Origin of the sequence: Fulvimarina pelagi HTCC2506 (assembly GCF_000153705.1) — a bacterium.
Classification (GTDB): domain Bacteria; phylum Pseudomonadota; class Alphaproteobacteria; order Rhizobiales; family Rhizobiaceae; genus Fulvimarina; species Fulvimarina pelagi.
Genome location: NZ_DS022272.1, coordinates 3,591,124 through 3,608,551, shown reverse-complemented (window position 1 = coordinate 3,608,551; position 17,428 = coordinate 3,591,124). Strand labels below are relative to the sequence as shown.

14 protein-coding genes are annotated in these 17,428 nt (G+C 63.3%); 11 read left to right on the top strand and 3 right to left on the bottom strand.

Annotation, left to right across the window (positions count from 1 at the left end; all coding sequences use genetic code 11):
• Positions 1-73: 73 nt before the first annotated feature.
• From ftsH to FP2506_RS16740, 3 genes are all read right to left on the bottom strand, one after another.
• A complete protein-coding gene (gene ftsH, locus FP2506_RS16755; protein ID WP_007068785.1) occupies positions 74-2,008 on the bottom strand; it encodes an ATP-dependent zinc metalloprotease FtsH in 1,935 nt (644 codons plus the stop codon).
• Positions 2,009-2,304: 296 nt separating this feature from the next.
• On the bottom strand, positions 2,305-2,559 hold the full coding sequence (locus tag FP2506_RS16750) for a hypothetical protein (RefSeq protein WP_148227613.1): 255 nt from the start codon (positions 2,557-2,559) through the stop codon (positions 2,305-2,307).
• Positions 2,560-3,159: 600 nt separating this feature from the next.
• Complete coding sequence (locus FP2506_RS16740) at positions 3,160-5,412, bottom strand: PBP1A family penicillin-binding protein (protein ID WP_081448384.1); 2,253 nt, start codon at positions 5,410-5,412, stop codon at positions 3,160-3,162.
• 587 nt (positions 5,413-5,999) lie between these two features.
• Between FP2506_RS16740 and tolQ the strand changes: the two genes are divergently transcribed.
• From tolQ to FP2506_RS16685, 11 genes are all read left to right on the top strand, one after another.
• A complete protein-coding gene (gene tolQ, locus FP2506_RS16735; protein WP_007068781.1) occupies positions 6,000-6,725 on the top strand; it encodes a protein TolQ in 726 nt (241 codons plus the stop codon).
• 36 nt (positions 6,726-6,761) lie between these two features.
• On the top strand, positions 6,762-7,217 hold the full coding sequence (tolR, locus tag FP2506_RS16730; RefSeq protein ID WP_007068780.1) for a protein TolR: 456 nt from the start codon (positions 6,762-6,764) through the stop codon (positions 7,215-7,217).
• A 70-nt stretch (positions 7,218-7,287) separates the two neighbouring features.
• Positions 7,288-8,373 carry a hypothetical protein gene (locus FP2506_RS19035; RefSeq protein WP_007068779.1) on the top strand — a complete coding sequence of 362 codons (1,086 nt, stop codon included), beginning with the start codon at positions 7,288-7,290 and terminating at the stop codon, positions 8,371-8,373.
• A 116-nt stretch (positions 8,374-8,489) separates the two neighbouring features.
• Entirely contained in the window at positions 8,490-9,755 is a 1,266-nt protein-coding gene (tolB, locus tag FP2506_RS16720; protein ID WP_425277094.1) for a Tol-Pal system beta propeller repeat protein TolB, read from the top strand.
• A gap of 333 nt (positions 9,756-10,088) precedes the next feature.
• Entirely contained in the window at positions 10,089-10,619 is a 531-nt protein-coding gene (gene pal / locus FP2506_RS16715; protein WP_007068777.1) for a peptidoglycan-associated lipoprotein Pal, read from the top strand.
• Between the two features lie 527 nt (positions 10,620-11,146).
• Positions 11,147-11,614, top strand: a complete 468-nt coding sequence (locus FP2506_RS19030) for a hypothetical protein (RefSeq protein ID WP_156414008.1) — start codon at positions 11,147-11,149, stop codon at positions 11,612-11,614.
• 377 nt (positions 11,615-11,991) lie between these two features.
• A complete protein-coding gene (ybgF, locus tag FP2506_RS16705; RefSeq protein ID WP_007068775.1) occupies positions 11,992-12,906 on the top strand; it encodes a tol-pal system protein YbgF in 915 nt (304 codons plus the stop codon).
• 13 nt (positions 12,907-12,919) lie between these two features.
• The gene (tilS, locus tag FP2506_RS16700; RefSeq protein WP_007068774.1) at positions 12,920-14,296 is read left to right on the top strand and encodes a tRNA lysidine(34) synthetase TilS; all 1,377 of its coding nucleotides are present in this window, start codon (positions 12,920-12,922) and stop codon (positions 14,294-14,296) included.
• Between the two features lie 91 nt (positions 14,297-14,387).
• Positions 14,388-15,377: a Bug family tripartite tricarboxylate transporter substrate binding protein gene (locus tag FP2506_RS16695; RefSeq protein ID WP_007068773.1), complete on the top strand. Its 990-nt coding sequence runs from the start codon at positions 14,388-14,390 to the stop codon at positions 15,375-15,377.
• A 61-nt stretch (positions 15,378-15,438) separates the two neighbouring features.
• Complete coding sequence (locus FP2506_RS16690; protein WP_007068772.1) at positions 15,439-15,870, top strand: tripartite tricarboxylate transporter TctB family protein; 432 nt, start codon at positions 15,439-15,441, stop codon at positions 15,868-15,870.
• A 12-nt stretch (positions 15,871-15,882) separates the two neighbouring features.
• Positions 15,883-17,427 carry a tripartite tricarboxylate transporter permease gene (locus FP2506_RS16685; protein WP_007068771.1) on the top strand — a complete coding sequence of 515 codons (1,545 nt, stop codon included), beginning with the start codon at positions 15,883-15,885 and terminating at the stop codon, positions 17,425-17,427.
• Position 17,428: the final 1 nt, after the last annotated feature.

The window sequence follows — 17,428 nt, the reverse complement described above, 5'->3', positions numbered from 1 at the left end:
AGGCTTACGCGAAAACGCGATGCCGGATATCCCGGCATCGCGCAAATCGATGGGTAATCGTCCAGGCCAGCGATCAGGTTGGCTGTGGCTCCATGCCACCCTCGCCGGTCTCGCCGCCGTGACTCGGCCGGGAGGTGCCGGCCTTCGGTATCGAGGAGCCGCGGCTCGGAGGCGTGTCATCGCCCATATCGCGCGTCAGCGGACGGCCGTTCAGCAGGTCATCGACTTCCTTGCCGGAGAGCGTCTCGTATTCGAGAAGCGCCTTGGCCAAGAGGTGCAGTTGCTCGATGTTGTCGTTGAGGATCTGCCGCGCCTTGTTCTCGGCGACCTCGACGATACCACGCACTTCGGAATCGATGAGGCGCGCGGTGTCTTCGGACATGTTCTGCTGCTGGGCGACCGAATGGCCGAGGAAGACCTCGTCCTGGTTCTGCTTGTAGCGCAGCCGGCCAAGTTTGTCGGACATGCCGTATTCCATGACCATCGCGCGGGCCATATTGGTGGCCTGCTGGATGTCATTGGACGCACCGGTCGTCACGTTTTCCGCACCGTAGATGATCTCCTCGGCAGCACGGCCGCCGAAGATCATGGCAAGACGAGCTTCCATCTCGTTCTTGCGCATGCCGTAACGGTCCCGCTCCGGCAGGTTCATGGTGACGCCGAGGGCGCGGCCACGCGGTATGATCGTGACCTTATGAAGGGGATCGTTGCCCGGCACGTGAATACCGACGAGCGCGTGACCGGCCTCATGGTAGGCAGTCAACTTCTTCTCATCCTCGGTCATGGCCATCGATCGGCGTTCGGCGCCCATCATGACCTTGTCCTTGGCATCCTCTAGCTCGAGCATCGTGACGAGCCGCTTGGACCGCCGGGCAGCCATCAAAGCAGCTTCGTTGACGAGGTTCGCAAGATCGGCGCCCGAGAAGCCCGGAGTGCCGCGCGCAATCGTGCGCAGGTCGACGTTCGGGGCGAGCGGCGTGTTGCGTGTATGGACCTTAAGAATCTTCTCGCGGCCGGTAACGTCCGGATTCGGGACGACGACCTGCCGGTCGAAACGGCCGGGACGCAGCAGCGCCGGGTCGAGGACGTCCGGGCGGTTGGTCGCGGCAATGAGGATAATGCCCTCGTTCGACTCGAAGCCGTCCATCTCGACGAGCAGCTGGTTCAGCGTCTGCTCGCGTTCATCGTTGCCGCCGCCCAGACCCGCGCCACGATGACGTCCGACGGCGTCGATCTCGTCGATGAAGATGATGCAAGGCGAATTCTTCTTTGCCTGCTCGAACATGTCGCGGACGCGGCTCGCGCCGACGCCGACGAACATTTCGACGAAGTCCGAACCCGAGATCGTAAAGAACGGCACCCCGGCTTCGCCAGCGACGGCGCGAGCAGTCAGCGTCTTACCGGTGCCGGGAGGGCCGACGAGCAGCACGCCGCGCGGAATCTTGCCGCCGAGGCGCTGGAACTTCTGCGGCTCGCGCAGGAATTCGACAATCTCCTCAAGGTCAGCCTTGGCTTCGTCGACACCCGCAACGTCGGCAAAGGTGACGCGCCCATGAGCCTCGGTCAGAAGCTTGGCCTTCGACTTGCCGAAGCCCATCGCCTTGCCGCCCGCGCCGCCCTGCATCTGGCGCATGAGGAAGATCCAGACGGCGAGTATCAGAAGGATCGGGCCGAAGGACAGGAGCATCGACCAAATCGGATTGGTATCGTCACCGGGAGGCGCCGCAGAGATGCGCACCTGACCGGACTCCAGCCGTTCTACGAGATTGGCATCGTCTGGAGCATAAGTCTGGAAGTTCTGGCTGCCATCGTTGTAGCTGCCGGTAATCTTCTGGCCTTGGATCGTAACCGAGGTGACGCGCCCCGAGTCGACGTCGGAAAGGAACTGCGAATAGGGGATTTCCCGCGCGTTGGCGGTCTGCGAGCCGTTGGAAAACAGCTGGAACAGTGCGATAAGCAGGAGGGCGATGATCGCCCACAGCGCGAAGTTACGGAAGTTCTGATTCATCAGTCATCCTGGCCTGGCGGCGCGAGTACCGCCCGCGCAACGTACTCGGGAAATAAGTATTCCCCGGCTTCTTGCCAATGGCAAGCGGCGGTTTTGCGGCGAAATGGCCGGTGCGTGCCCACGCGCCGGCGGCGGATCCGAGGCATAGCATGGCGGCGGCGTCAGTCGCGGCATTTTCGCCAACGCGGTTACCGCCTCCCGAGGCGGTCGCTGAGGAGGCCGTATATATGTCTCCGTGTCTTTTAGCAGACATGCGTCTTAGCTCCATACCCGCAAGGACTGGAGGTCGGCCAATTCTAGATAGTTTCGTCGTCGCGCCGCGTGAAGAAGGGCGGCGAAGCGCCGGAGGCGAGCCCTCCGAACTCAGTTTGTATGCGGCTCACCTCCGGCGCTCCGCGCGGGATTTTCGCACTCGCTTCGCCGACGGTTCCCGCCTTGCCCGATGCCTCGCCCCGCCGGCACGCCGGCCTCGTTTGGAAGAGGCGGGGATGCCGGGCATGAGGCTTGGCATTGGGCTCGGCCCAAACCATCGGCGGCTGTTGGTGCTTCACGGGATGCCTTGCCGGCCTCCCGTTCAAGCGGACCGATCCGCACCCGCGCCATAGTACGCGAGGGACCAACGGAGCCGCGAGGCGTCCGGGACGTGACCTCTCCGGAAGAAGCCGCGCCGCAGACCCGCAGGCCATGCATCCCGAAGCGATCCCGGCGATCACCCGTGCCCTCAAGATGCGTGGCGAGGGCATTATGGGGGTGTGGGTTGGGGCGGGGATAAGAATTTTGCTGAGGACTTAGAGAGGATTGTCACCACGGACTTGATCGCGCATGGCGCCCATTCCTCTTGGCTTTCGGCACGTTCGGTGGTGCCAAAGCCACCCTCGTCAAGGATGAAAGGTCTCAGGAATGGATCCCGGGTCAAGCCCGGGATGACGAGGAGAGAATGGGGGTTTCGTCGCGACCCGCATCAGGGAGGACAGGTTTCAGGCATGGATCCCGGATCAAGTCCGGGATGACGAATGAGGAGATGGAGGTGTCCATTAGTCGCCTCACCAAGGACGAGAGGCCTAAGGAATGAGCGCAAAGAGCGCTCGGGGGCCGGGATAAAGCGGGAAAGGCAGCCCGTCACGCGGCTTTACCGGCGGTCAGCGGTCCCATCACCTGTCACAGAGTTTGCGCGGACCGCGATATGGCTGAAAGGTGCAGTCCGAGACGCGGAACGAGCGGTAGGCCCGTGAACAGGCGCGGACATTGCATTGCTGCGGTTCGGGCTCCGCGCTGCCGCGCACAAGCTCAGTGATACTTTCAGGTGCGGAACGACCGCTGCGTGGCTCCTTTTCGCCATCGTCCTCCTGCGTTTGCGCCGCTGCGCTCTCTCCACTCGCTTCCTCCATGAAGGCGCGCCAGATCCTTGCGGGCAAGCCACCCCCGGTGACTTCGTTCATCGGCGTGCCATCATCGTTGCCGACCCAGACGCCAACGGTCAGCTCTTCGTTGAAGCCGACGAACCACGCATCACGCGACTCCTGGCTCGTACCCGTCTTGCCCGCCGCAAAGCCGTCGAGCTGAGCTGCCTCTCCTGTCCCCCGCTCGACGACGCGCCGGAGCATGCCGACGAGAGGTTCCTGGTAGGGCGAGAGATCGCTGGTCGGCTGCTTGCCGGGCCCGATGCGGAAGGTGCGATCGCTGTCCTCGATTCCGAACGAAGCGATGCCCCACGGTTCGACCGGCGCAACTCCAGCCCTGACCGAAGCGTAGGCTCCGGTCAGGTCGACGAGAGACACTTCCGATGTGCCGAGAGCAAGACTCGGCACCGCCTCCAGCGGCGCGTCGATGCCGAGCTCGCGGGCCGCCCCGACGACGTTTTCGATCCCCACTTCCATGGCGAGGCGCGCGGTCGCGGCATTGAGTGACCGCGCGAAGGCATCGGCCATTCGGACACGACCCGAGTATCCACCCGAGTAATTTTCCGGCGACCATCCCGAGACTTCGATCGGCGCATCTTCGATACGGTCACGCGGCGACATGCCGGCTTTCAGCGCAGCGAAATAGACGAAGAGCTTGAAGGTGGAGCCCGGCTGGCGCTTCGCCTGAAAGGCACGATTGAACTGCGAGGCCTCGTAATCGCGCCCGCCAATCATCGCAACGACCGCGCCATCCGGCCTGAGCGCGACCATCGAGGCCTGGGACACGCCGCTTTCCTCGCCATTTTCGTCGAGTTCGCGCGCGACGATCGTCTGCGCGATCTCCTGAAGGCGAGGATCCAACGTGGTACGGAACGAAACCCCTCCCCGGAACGGTCCGGCGACCTCGCGCGCGTCCTCCATGACCCAATCGGCGAACCAAGAGCCGCCATCGGCCTCGGGTCGCTGAGGATCAAGCCGTGTCGCATCGAGCATCGCGACGCCGGCCTGCGTATCGTCGAGGCGACCGGTATCGCGCATTGCCGCAAGAACAAGTTTCGCACGAGCCTTCGCCCCATCGAGATTGACGAAGGGATTGAGCTGCGAGGGCGAATGGATGAGCCCGGCGAGTAGCGCGCTTTCAGCGACGTCGAGTTCGCCGACCTCCTTGTTGAAATAGATCCTCGCGGCGGCTGGCACGCCCGTCGCACCGGCGCCCAGATAGATGTTGTTGAGATAGCGGGTAAGGATCTCTTCTTTCGAGAGGTTGCTCTCCAACCAGTAAGCGAGAAAGAACTCCTGTGCTTTGCGCATGAAGGTGCGCTCGCGCTCAAGGTAGAGGATCTTGAGCAGCTGTTGGGTGATCGTGCTGCCGCCCTCGACAACCTCACCTTCAGAAACATTGGCAACCAATGCGCGGCCGATACCGCGATAATCGAGTCCGCCATGGCTGAAGAAGCGCCGGTCCTCGATGCTGACGACGGCGTCGGTCAAGTGCTCGGGGAAGGCCTCCAGCGGCGTGTAGGCGCCCTGATACGCGCCGCGCTGGATCAGCGGCTCGCCGTCGGCAGTCGTCAGGGTGATGATCGGCTGGCTCGAGCCGGCGAGAATTTCGGTGTAAGGAACACCTCTGAGGACATAGGCTGCGAATGCCGCGACTATGATCACGGCGGAAACGAGCCCGATCGCGGCATATTTGAACGCACGCGCCTTCGTCCAAGAGGACCGCGACAGTTTCGGCATTCGGAGGGCGGGCCACCGGAATGCGGAACCGGTACCAGGTCGGCCGCGGGGGATGCGTGCGGACGATGAACGGAGTTTCTGCGCAAAGAGCTTCGCCCATGTTGCGCTCTTCTTGCCTAATATAACCGTCGTGCGACGCGCCCAGCCGGCGAAAGCACGTCCTCCACGAGCGGCATCGGCGGCAAGCGCGCGATAGAGCGTACCGAACGCCTCACGCGTCGACGGCGCCGCCCGGCTCTCGTCGCGCGCTCTTGATCGCGGCATCTCGGTTTCCACCGATCCGGAGCGATACCGACGCCTCGATCGGTGTCGATCCTCCGAACTGCCCTTATCGTCTTTGGAATGCTGCCCAGTCATCGTCCGCGCAACTAGGCGGCCGCAAAGGTGTGGGAATATGTGAAGCCACGCGCCCGGCGGCGGGGGACCCCGACACAGATCAATTCTGCTTCATCCTCGCGATGCACGGCCGGCGCCTGGAAGAGAGTGCGGCACTCGACAGAAAGGTTATTCAGAAGAGTTGATCTGTGTCCAATGGACAGACGCTAACCGGTCATTAACCATAAGCCTTTCATAATGCCGGAACGGCCGGCATCGCGCCGACCGCCATTCTTTCACCGGATTCGTTTCGATAAGGGAATGACAGGGTGGATGAACGGCATTTGAGACAAGCGGTCATTTTCGCGTCGGATCGGGGTGGAACCGGCCGGATGATTTCGCGGGAAAGATAGAACGGTCCGGCTCTGACAAAGAGCATGGATAATCCCGAAGGAGCGAACGGTCTCGCAGACCGATCGGGACACGGCACCCGCAACACGCGAAAACGCGCCGCCGGCAAGGGGTGATTGGGGACTATGGGCGAAGGTATCGTCACCGAAGGGTTGAACCACGCGGGCGGGGTCTCGATGTGGGACCTCTTCTGGCAGGCCGGATTGATCGTCAAGCTCGTCATGATCGGGCTCGTCGTGGCCTCCGTCTGGACGTGGGCGATCATCATCGACAAGGTGATGCGCTATGCGGCGATGCGCCGCCAGCTCAACAATTTTGAGAACCAGTTCTGGTCCGGCCGCTCGCTGGAGGAACTCTATCAGACGCTGGTCGATCGAAAGCCTACCGGCATGGGTGCGGTTTTTGTCGCTGCCATGCGGGAGTGGAAAAAGAGCTTCGAGAAAGGGGCGCGCTCGCCGATCGGGCTGCAGCAGCGCATCGAAAAAGCGATGGACGTGACGCTGGCCCGTGAGATGGACCATCTCGAATCGCGGCTCGGCTTTCTCGCAACCATCGGTTCGGCCGCGCCCTTCGTCGGCCTCTTCGGCACCGTCATCGGCATCATGACCTCGTTCCAGGCGATCGCCGGCTCGCAGCAAACCTCGCTCGCAGTCGTCGCGCCGGGTATCGCCGAGGCGCTCCTGGCAACGGCCATCGGCCTCGTCGCCGCGATTCCGGCTGTCATCGCCTACAACAAGCTGACAGCGGACGCGGGCAAGATCGGCATGCGGATGGAATCCTTCGCCGACGAGTTCTCCTCGATCCTGTCGCGACAGATCGACGAGCGGCAGAGCGTGCGCAACGCGGCCTAACCTCCTTCATTTCTCGGTTTCGAGAGGCGATCCTCCATGGGCATGTCGACAGGTTCTCAGGGTGCGGGCGGTTCGCGCCGGCGCGGACGGGGCGGACGCCGCCGTGCGCCGATGAGCGAAATCAACGTGACGCCGATGGTCGACGTGATGCTGGTGCTCCTGATCATCTTCATGGTGGCGGCGCCGATGCTGACCGTCGGCGTACCGATCAAGCTGCCGGAGACGCAGGCCAAGGCAATCAATTCGGAAACACAGCCGATCACCATTTCGGTGAACCAGGGCGGGACGGTCTTCCTGAACGACAACGAGATCCCGGTCGACGAGGTCGTGGCCAAGCTGCAGGCGATCGCGCGCGCGGGCTACGAGGAGCGCATCTTTGTGCGCGGCGATCAGTCCGCCGACTACGGCACGGTCATGAAAGTGATGGCGCGGATATCCGCCGCCGGCTTCCGCAATATCGGTCTCGTCACCGATCAAGAGAGAAACGCTTAACGAAAATGGCGAGGTCAGGCGGGAACCGGTTTCCCGCTCGCGCCATGGGTTCCAAAACGAAGAAGGACCGATGAAGACCGGGCTCACCGCATCCGCACTCGTACACGGGGTCGTGCTGACCTGGGGCCTCTGGGCCCTGTCAGCACCCGAACCCATGTCGATCGCGGACGATAGCCTGCCGGTCGACATCGTCTCGGTGGAAGAGTTTTCGCAGATGGTTCAGGGCGCCGAGGACGCGCCGATGGCCGAAGAGAGCGCGCCGGAGCCGACGGAAGACGTTTCGCAGCCTGTGCCGGAAGCGGAAAACATCGGCGAGAACACTGTCGATCTCGATTCCGCGCCGGCGCCGCGTGCAGCGCCGCGCGAGACGATCCAGACGGCGGCTGCCGAAGCTCAGCCGGAACCCGCCCTGCCTGATCCGGTGCCAGAGCCGGAAGCGGTCCCCGAGCCTGCGCCGATGCCGGAGCCTGAGCCGGAACCCGAGCCGCAGGAAGCGGAAAGCGAGCCCGAGGCGCCCGCGCCCGATCCGGTGAGCGAGGCGATCGAGCAGGCGGCCGAGGAACCCGATCCGACGCCTGCACCGCCGCAGAACGTTCCGGTCCCGCAAAACAAGCCCGAGCGCCCGAAGCCGGTTGAGGTCGCGGAAGCCAAGCCGGAACCGCCGAAGCGGCCGGAGCCCAAGGAAACGCCGGAGCCGGAAAAGCCGGCCGAGACAAAGTCCGAGGAAAATGCCTTCGACGCCGACCAGATCGCCGCGCTCCTCAACAAGGAGAAATCGGCCGGCGGCGGCGCCAAGCGCCAGCAGCAGACGGCCGCTCTCGGCGGGCGCGAGACGACCGGCGCGACGTTGAGCACCAGCGAGATCGACGCCCTGCGCCGCGCGACCAAGGATTGTTGGTACGAGCCCTCCGGTTCGTTCGGCTCGGAAGGCATCGTGATCGAGGTCTCGTTCGAGCTCGAACGCGACGGAACGTTGCAGACGCTGCCGCGGGCCTCTGCCTCGGGTGGCGATCCTGCAACACGCCGCGCTTATGAAGACAGTGCGGTGCGCGCCGTCCGCATTTGTGCCCAAACGGGACGCTACCAGCTTTCCGCGGATTCCTACGACGCCTGGTCCGAGCTGACCTTCAATTTCCGGCCGGGCGACAGCTACTGACGAAGCGCCGACAAGGGCGCCCAACATGACAACCTACTTTTAGGGACAGGACGACAATGGACTTCTCCCGGACGAGCATCATGCGGACACTTTCCGCGGCGCTGGTCACGCTCGGCATGGCCTGCTTCATGGCAATGGGGACCGCCCAGGCGCGGGTGACGATCGACATTTCCGGCGGCAATGTGGAGCCGCTGCCGATCGCGATCACGGACTTCCAGTCGCAAGATGGCATCGGTGCCCAGATCTCGAGCGTCGTCGAGGCGGATCTGAAGCGCTCAGGCCTCTTCGCGCCGATCGACAAGGCCGCCTTCATCCAGACGGGCCTGACGCCGGACACCTCGCCGAGCTTCCAGGACTGGACGGTCATCAACGCGCAGGCGCTCGTCGTCGGCCGGGTCGCGCGGGAAGCGGACGGTCGGCTGCGCGTTGAATTCCGCCTGTGGGACACCTTCGCGGGCCAGCAGATGGACGGGCAGCAGTTCTACGCCGATCCGAACGACTGGCGTCGCATCGCCCACATCATCGCCGACGCGGTCTACAAGCAGATCACTGGCGAGAACGGCTATTTCGACAGCCGCGTCGTCTTCGTGTCGGAGAGCGGCAACAAGGCGAACCGGGTGAAACGCCTCGCCATCATGGATCAGGATGGCGCGAACCTGCGCTATCTGACCGAAGGCCAAGACCTCGTCCTGACGCCAAGGTTCTCGCCGAACCGGCAGGAAATCACGTATATGTCCTTCGGCAACGGCGAGCCGCGGGTCTATCTCCTGCAGCTCGAGACCGGCCAGCGCGAGATCGTCGGAAACTTCCCTGGCATGACCTTCTCGCCCCGCTTTTCGCCGGACGGGCAGAAAGTGGTGATGAGCCTGCAGCAGGACGGCAACGCCAACATCTACGCCATGGACCTGCGCTCGCGGGCCACGCAGCGGCTGACGAACACGGCGGCGATCGACACTTCGCCCTCCTATTCGCCGGACGGCGGGCGGATCGTCTTTGAGAGCGATCGCGGCGGGCGCCAGCAGCTTTACACGATGAATGCGGACGGCTCGAACCAGCAGCGCATTTCCTTCGGTGATGGTTCCTATTCGACACCGGTCTGGTCGCCGCGCGGCGATCTGATCGCCTTCACGAAGCAGTCGGGCGGCCAGTTCCAGATCGGCGTGATGCGGCCGGACGGTTCCGGCGAGCGGATCCTGACGACCGGCTACCACAACGAGGGTCCGACCTGGGCACCGAACGGCCGCGTCCTGATGTTCTTCCGCGACCAGCGCGGCGGCGGGGGACCTGAGCTCTGGTCGATCGATCTCTCGGGCCGCAACGAGCAGAAGGTGCCGACAAACGGGTTCGCCTCCGATCCGGCTTGGTCGCCAGTTCTCGGCTGACACTCCTATTCCGATCGGAAAATTCGAAGGCCGGCGTCGAGGGGCGCCGGCCTTATTTTTCTCCGCTAAGCCATGTCAGGCCCGCGCAAGGCCGGAAGCACTAAACTCTTGGGTGTTGCCGGGTGGCATCGCGAATCGCCCAATGAATTTTGCCTTTCGAAACGGGTTGCGATGCCTTAGGCAGCGAGGCAAGAACCAATCCTGTCAATGGTTTGGTCGCCGTTAACCAAGGGGCGAAACCGGTCCCGTAATCGGACCGCTTTAAGGGGGCGTTAAGCAAAAACGCGGTAAGCCTCCGGTTAAGAGAAACGACAGCGTTCGAAGGAGTTGGCGATGAGCCTCTCGCGCAATCTGAGCAGCCGCCTCGCGATTCTGGCCCTTGCCGGCCTGATGGTCGCCGGCTGCGCAAATAGGCAGGACGCCCTGCCGGACAACGCCGCCGGGCTCGGCCTTTCCGGTGCGGGTATGAACGGCGTGGGTGGCGCTGGCGGACCTCCCGGCTCCTCGCAGGAATTCACGGTGAGTGTCGGCGACCGCATCTTCTTCGAGACCGATTCCTCGGCAATCACCGCCGACGCGCAGCAGACGCTGCAGCGCCAGGCGCAATGGCTGAACCAGTATCCGCAATATCAGATCACCGTCGAAGGCCATTCGGACGAACGCGGTACGCGCGAATACAACCTCGCCCTCGGCGCCCGCCGGGCCGCGGCCACCCGCGACTACCTTGCCCAGCTCGGCGTCAATGCCGGCCGCATGCGCACGATCTCCTACGGCAAGGAACGTCCGGTCGCGGTCTGCGACAACATTTCTTGCTGGAGCCAGAACCGCCGCGCGGTGACGGTGCTCAGCGGCGCGGGAAGCTAGACACAACTCTTCGACAGCATCCGATTGTTCTTCTGGGCGTCTCCCGCGGGAGGCGCCCGTTTTAATTTCTACAACCTTTGGTTCATGAACACAGGCCGCGCCGGTGTCTCGCGATTTAAAAAACGCATCGAACGACAAATGGTCGCACCGCTGACGAGAACCTAGTTCTCGCGAAGCCAAAACGCGGAACCCAAGCGGTTTTGCGGGGTCAACCCACCGCCATAGCCGTGATCCATCAACTTCTATCGCTAAAGATCTACAACTCTTAGTAAAGTTTGGGCAAGGGAAGACCGCTATCGTCAGGTGATGAAACGAACCGAGCGAATTTCCGCCACAGTTGCATGTCACACGGTCGTGATAGGTATTTGAGTGTCGTCCGAAAGTTCTCCGACATCCCTAAGGCCCTGCAATGGCACATGATTTTGAGACCATCGATCTTCTGATCGCGGTGTTTTCATCACCGGCTGAAGACGAGGTTATTGCAAGCAAACAAAAGCTTGCACCTATTCACCCACATGACGAACACGATGCAACAGGGCCAGACATACCGGAAGAACAGTCCTCTCTTGGGAATCTTGGTATCGGATATCGCCCGTAGAGTCCGACATGACATTCAGCGCCGAATGCGGGACCGCGGGTACGAACTAACCCTTGTCGCACTGACGGTGCTTGCGCAGACATTCCGCACCGATGGAATCTCGGCGGAAAAGATCTCGGAGATGGCGGGGCTTTGGGTGGACTCCGTAAACTTCGAGATCGAACGGTTCGTACGAGAAGACGTGTTGACGGTTCAGATCATGGCAGGAAAATCGATCCTGCACTTAGGACCGAACGCCGGTCGTCTGGTCGACGCCTTTTATCACGCAGTGCAAGAAAGCCACTCTGCCCTGCTCAATGGTCTGAGCCGGTCGGAGAGAGCCGACTTGATTCGAATGCTGACGATCATCCAGTTCCCGTTTACGGCAGATCTCGGACGCCGCTCTACGGCTCAATAATATTACAGGCAGGTTTCGAAACGTCCTCCCTGTTTGAAGGGATGATCTGCCAAACAGGTGCCCGGTGACTTCCGTCCGCCCCTATCAGCGAGATCGCGGTCAGCAGCTCTTACGGATTATACGCGAAGTGCGGATTGCCTGGTCACGCAAAGCCGGTCGGTTCACCGGAAGCCTGCCTAGCTGAGTGGTAAGTCGCCTGCTGTTTCCAGCGGTGACTGGGATGGCAGCAGTACACGGCACGGCACCTGACCCTCCTTCGCCCGAATTTGGCTCGATTCCCGTCGAACTGCTAAGGCTCCGTCCTAGAAAGAGAATAGCGAGGCACGATCTTTCGTCCGCGCGAAGATCTCATGCGAGCCATCTGAAGGAGTCCACCCATGTTTCGCCGTCCGAGCCTTTTTGCGGTTCTCGCTTCGGCAGCGTTTTTCACCGCGCCCATCACAGCCTCGGCCTTCACGATGTCCGCCGCACCACAGTCCGTCGAGCTTACTCGGGCCGGCGAGGCACCGGTCGTGCTTGCGCAGACCAGCGACGTCCTCTCACGCATCCAGCGCCTGGAGGACGAAGTGCGCCGGCTGAACGGCCGGGTCGAGGAGCTCTCCTTCCAGCTCTTGCAGGCCCAGGAAGACATGCGCCGTGCTCAGGAGAACAACGACTTCCGCTTCCAGGAACTGGAACAGGGGGCTGGCTCGGCAGGCTCGGGCGACGGCTTACCGGACCAACGCGGCGATCTCGGCAGCGACCCAGCGCCAGCGGCCGGAGAGGCGGCTGGATCGGACACTGCAGAGACGCCTGCTGAAGGCTTTTCGGATCAGGACATCGCTGCGATCATCGGCGATGCCGACGGGGCTGCAAGCGGCGAGAGCACGCAACCGGCCGCCCCGAACCAGCCGGTCGCGGCGCCTTCGGGCGGATCGAGCGCGGTCTACGATCAAGCCTACGACCAGCTCCTCGCAGGCGATTATGCGAGCGCGGAGCAGTCGTTCCGGCAATATGTGCAGACCTATCCCGACGCGGCTGACGCTTCCGACGCGCAGTACTGGCTTGGCGAAAGCCTCTTCCAGCAGCAGCTTTATGCCGACGCGGCCGAGGTATTCCTGAACGCCCAGAAGGACAATCCCGCGGCCGACAAGGCCCCGGACATGATGCTGAAGCTCGGCATGTCGCTTGCCGCCCTCGGCAATCAAGAAACGGCCTGCATCACCTACCGCGAAGTCGCCGACCGCTATCCGCAGATGAGCGATTCCGTGCGCCGCAAGCTCGGCGAAGAGCAGAAGAGCGCCAGCTGCTGACCGTTCCGGGTCGGTGAAGCTCTACTTTCCGCATGTACCGGCCGGGACGCGGCCGCTGACGCCGGACGATCTACAGGACCGGTTGCAGTGGAACTGCCGACTTGCAGGCCATACTCCTTCGCCGCAACGCCTGCTGATTGCAGTCTCAGGCGGACCCGATTCCCTCGCTCTGCTCGTCCTCGCGAGCCGTTTGCCGAATCTTGTGTTTGCGGTTCACGCCGCGACGGTCAATCACGGCCTGCGGCGCGAGGCGGACATGGAAGCGGCCCATGTAGCGGAAGTCAGCCAACGGCTCGGCGTACCGCACGAGACGCTAACCTGGGAAGGTTGGGACGGGTCCGGCAATCTGCAGGCGGCGGCGCGAGAGGCGCGTTATCGGCTGCTCGCGGAAGAGGCCCGTCGGATCGGTGCGAGTGCAATCCTCACCGCGCATCATCGGGGCGACCAGATCGAAACCGTACTGCAGGCGCTGGAACGGGGCGACCGGGAAAACCGGCTCGCCGGGATGCGAGCCTCACGCGATCTCGAACCGAGGCTAACGCTCGTCCGGCCCTTTCTGGAGATCCCCGCAGAACAATTGTGGGCGGTCCTTGCCGAAGCTGGCATTGCTTCGGTCGACGATCCTTCGAACGCCGATAGACGCTTCACGCGGGTACGGCACCGGCACGCGATCGCCGGAATGTCGGACGAGCGGATCGCCGATATCATGGACGTGCAACGAAGGGCGGCCGCGACACGGGCGCGGGAGGAGATCGCGCTTGCCGGGACGGTGTCCACGATGATGGCGCACGGCGATCTGATCTTCACAGAAGAGGGTGGGGGCGTCGCCATCGGCATGGATGCTTTTCGCGTGATGCCGTCAGTAGAGGCCGAGGATCTGCTGGCCCGCGTCGTCAGGGCCGCCGGCGGAAGTACGAGGCCGCCGGAGCGCTCCGCTGTGGCCCGGCTGGCCCAGAAGCTACGCGGCAGGGCGGAAGGATGCGCGACGACCCTCGGCGGCGCTCGGCTGCTTAACGATGGGAATGTCATTCAAATCCACCGCGAATATGGACGCACCGGACTGCCGTCGATTGCGGAACCGTGGCGCCTTGACCGCCTCGTCTTCGACGGAAGGTTCGACATCGCCCTCAGTGCCGTGGAGCGCGAAGCGGCGCGTGTTCATAGAGCGATCCTCGCCGGCTACGGTACGACAGGCCGCGGTAACGCCATGACGCGCACGCTGCCGGCCATAATTGCGGACGACGGAACGGTGCTTGCCGGAACGCAAGATGTCGCTGCTCGGGAGAGCCGAAATCGCGCAACTCCGGTCTTTGCGTCGATCCGTTGCCGGGTGCAATGGCGATCTCTCGCGGACCTTCCTGTCGACAGGATCAATCCTCTCGGCGAATAAATCTGATTTACTGATTAATTGACGGCTAAGCCCTTGCCTCGATCACAGGAACTTGTAATCTGCCTGTATCGATCTTGGGAGGACGATCATCATGACATCATTGGCTTTTCGGGCCTCAATCACGGCTGCGCTGCTGTTGGCGGTTCCCGCGCTCGCTCAGGATGGCGGTTTCACGCCGTCCAATCCGGAATGCATCGCGCCGGCAGCGGCGGGCGGTGGCTGGGACTTCACCTGCCGGCAGGTTGGCAAGACCATGCAGGACCTCGAGCTCGTGCCCGGCACCGTTCAGGTGACGAACATGGCTGGCGGCGGCGGCGGTGTCGCCTATGCCGAGGTGGTCAACAAGCGCAATGACTCGAATGACACCTTCGTCGCCGCCTCGACGGCGACGACCACGCGCCTCGCCCAGGGCGCCTATCCAGGCAACACGATGGATCAGGTGCGCTGGCTCGGGTCGGTCGGCGCCGATTACGGCGTGATCGCGGTTGCGGCCGACAGCGAAATGGAAACGCTGCCCGACCTGATGGACGCCATCAAGTCCGATCCGACGTCGATTTCGATCGGCGGCGGCTCGGCCGTCGGCGGCTGGGATCATCTGAAGGTGCTGATTGCGGCCGACAAGGCCGGGATCGAAGACTTGCGCCAGATCAAATACGTCGCCTTCGATGGCGGCGGCGAAGCGGTGACCCAGCTCCTCGGTGGCTCGCTGCAGGCTTTCACCGGCGATGCGTCCGAGGCCAAGGGCTTCGTCGACTCCGGCGACATCAAGGTGCTCGCCGTGCTGGCGCCGGAACGCCTCGATGGCGACTTCGCCGACTTCGAGACCGCGAAGGAACAGGGCATCGACGCGGTCGGCGCCAACTGGCGCGGCTTCTACGCTCCGGGCGGAATCAGCGAGGAGGCCTACGAGTATTGGGTGGGCGCGATCGAAGAGACCTATGCCTCGGAGGAGTGGAAGCAGGTGATGGCCCAGAACGGCCTCGCTCCGCTCGATCTCTCGGGTGAGGAATTCAACCAGTTCGTCGCCGACAACATCCAGGAGATCCAGGAAATTTCGAAGGAAATCGGCCTAATCCAGTAATCGATCCAGCGGGCGGCCTTCGGGCCGCCCACTTCATTCGGGTCGCGGTTCGGGAGGGATCATGACCGATCGCATTTTCGGCGGAGCGATGGTGCTGCTCGCCGCCTTTTTCATTTGGGCGGCCTACCAGATCCAGCTCTCATTCATCACCGATCCGCTCGGGCCCCGTGCGTTTCCGATCGTCATCGGCGTCGTTCTCGGGCTCTGCGGACTGGTGATCGCGGTCAAGCCCGATCCGGAACCCGGTTGGCCGGCGCTCTCGCGCATCGTCGAAATCCTCGCGGCGGCGGTGATTTTCTTCGGATACGGCCAGCTGCTTCCGGAACTCGGCTTTCTGATCTGCACCTTCATCGTCGGCGCCTATCTCGCCTGGCGGCTTGGCTGCGGACTGATCGAGGCGATCATCGCAGGCGCTGCCGTCTCTATCGGCATCTATGTCGTCTTCCACCTCATTCTCGGCCTGTCGCTCGCGCGCGGCCCCTTCGGCTTCTAGGGAGCGATCGCCATGGAAGCCCTTTCGTCGCTGGCGGACGGTTTCTCCGTCGCCTTCACCCTCCAAAACCTCTTCCTCGCATTTGTCGGCTGCTTCCTCGGCACCATCATCGGCGCACTGCCGGGGCTCGGGCCCTCGAACGGCGTTGCGATCCTCATACCCCTCGCCTTCACGCTGGGCCTGCCCGCGACGCCCGCGATCATCCTGCTGACCTCGGTCTATTACGGCGCGATGTATGGCGGGCGCATTTCCTCGATCCTCCTCAACATTCCCGGCGACGAACCGGCGATGATGACGACGCTCGACGGCTATCCGATGGCCATGAAGGGCCATGCCGGGGAGGCGCTGGCGATCTCCGGCATCGCCTCCTTCATCGGCTCTTTCGTCGCGACCTGGGGTCTTGTCTTCCTTGCGCCGGTGCTGGTCGCGATCGCGCTGCTCTTCGGCCCGGCGGAATATTTCGCGCTCTATGTGCTGGCCTTCGCGACGCTCGGCGGGCTTTCGGCCAAGAACCAGGCAAAGAGCGCGCTCGCGGCGGCGATCGGCCTCGGCATTGCGATGATCGGCGTCGACGGCCAGACGGGCGTGCCGCGCTTTTCCTTCGGCGAGGTCCATCTCTACGACGGCATCGACTTTCTCGTCGCCATCGTCGGCCTCTTCGCGGTGTCGGAGGTGTTCCTCTTCCTCGAACATCGGGGCGAGCGCTCCGGACCCGGCGAAGACAAGGTGAAGATCACCGGGCGGATCATGCCGCCGGTCAGCATGCTCAAGGACACGGCAGGCGCGACCGGACGCGGCACCATGATCGGCTTCGTCGCCGGCGTGCTGCCCGGCGCAGGGGCCTCGCTGGGCTCCTTCCTCGCTTACGCTTTCGAGAAGAAATGGAGCGACAAGGACAAGAGCTTCGGGACGGGCAATCCGAAGGGCATCGCGGCACCGGAGGCCGGCAACAACGCCTCGGCCGGCGGAGCGCTCGTGCCCATGCTGGCGCTCGGCGTTCCTGGCTCGGGCACGACGGCCGTGCTGCTCGCCATGCTGCTTGCCCTCAACATCACGCCGGGACCGCTGCTCTTCACCCAGAACGCAGACGTCGTCTGGGGCCTGATTGCCGCGCTCTTCATCGGCAATGTGATGCTGCTCATCATGAACCTGCCGCTGATCGCGCTCTTCGCGCGGGTGCTGCTGATACCGGTGCGCTATCTGATGCCGGCGGTCGCGATGATCTCCTTCGTCTCCGTCTACGGCATTTCCGGCTCGACCTTCGACATCACCATGGTGGTGCTCTTCGGCGTGCTCGGCTGGTTCCTGCGCAAGATCGAGGTGCCGACCGTGCCTGTTGTTCTCGGCATCCTGCTCGGCAATGCGATGGAGGTGAACCTGCGCCGCGAGATGACGATCTCGAACGGCGATCTCTGGGCGCTCATCGACTCGCCGATCTCCATCGTCCTCTGGCTGCTCGCGATCGGCGGCTTCGTTTTCCCGATCGTCATGGGTCAGATCAGGAAGAAGCCGGCGGGTATCAGCGCGACCGAGAAGGAAATGGCCGATCCGGACTGAT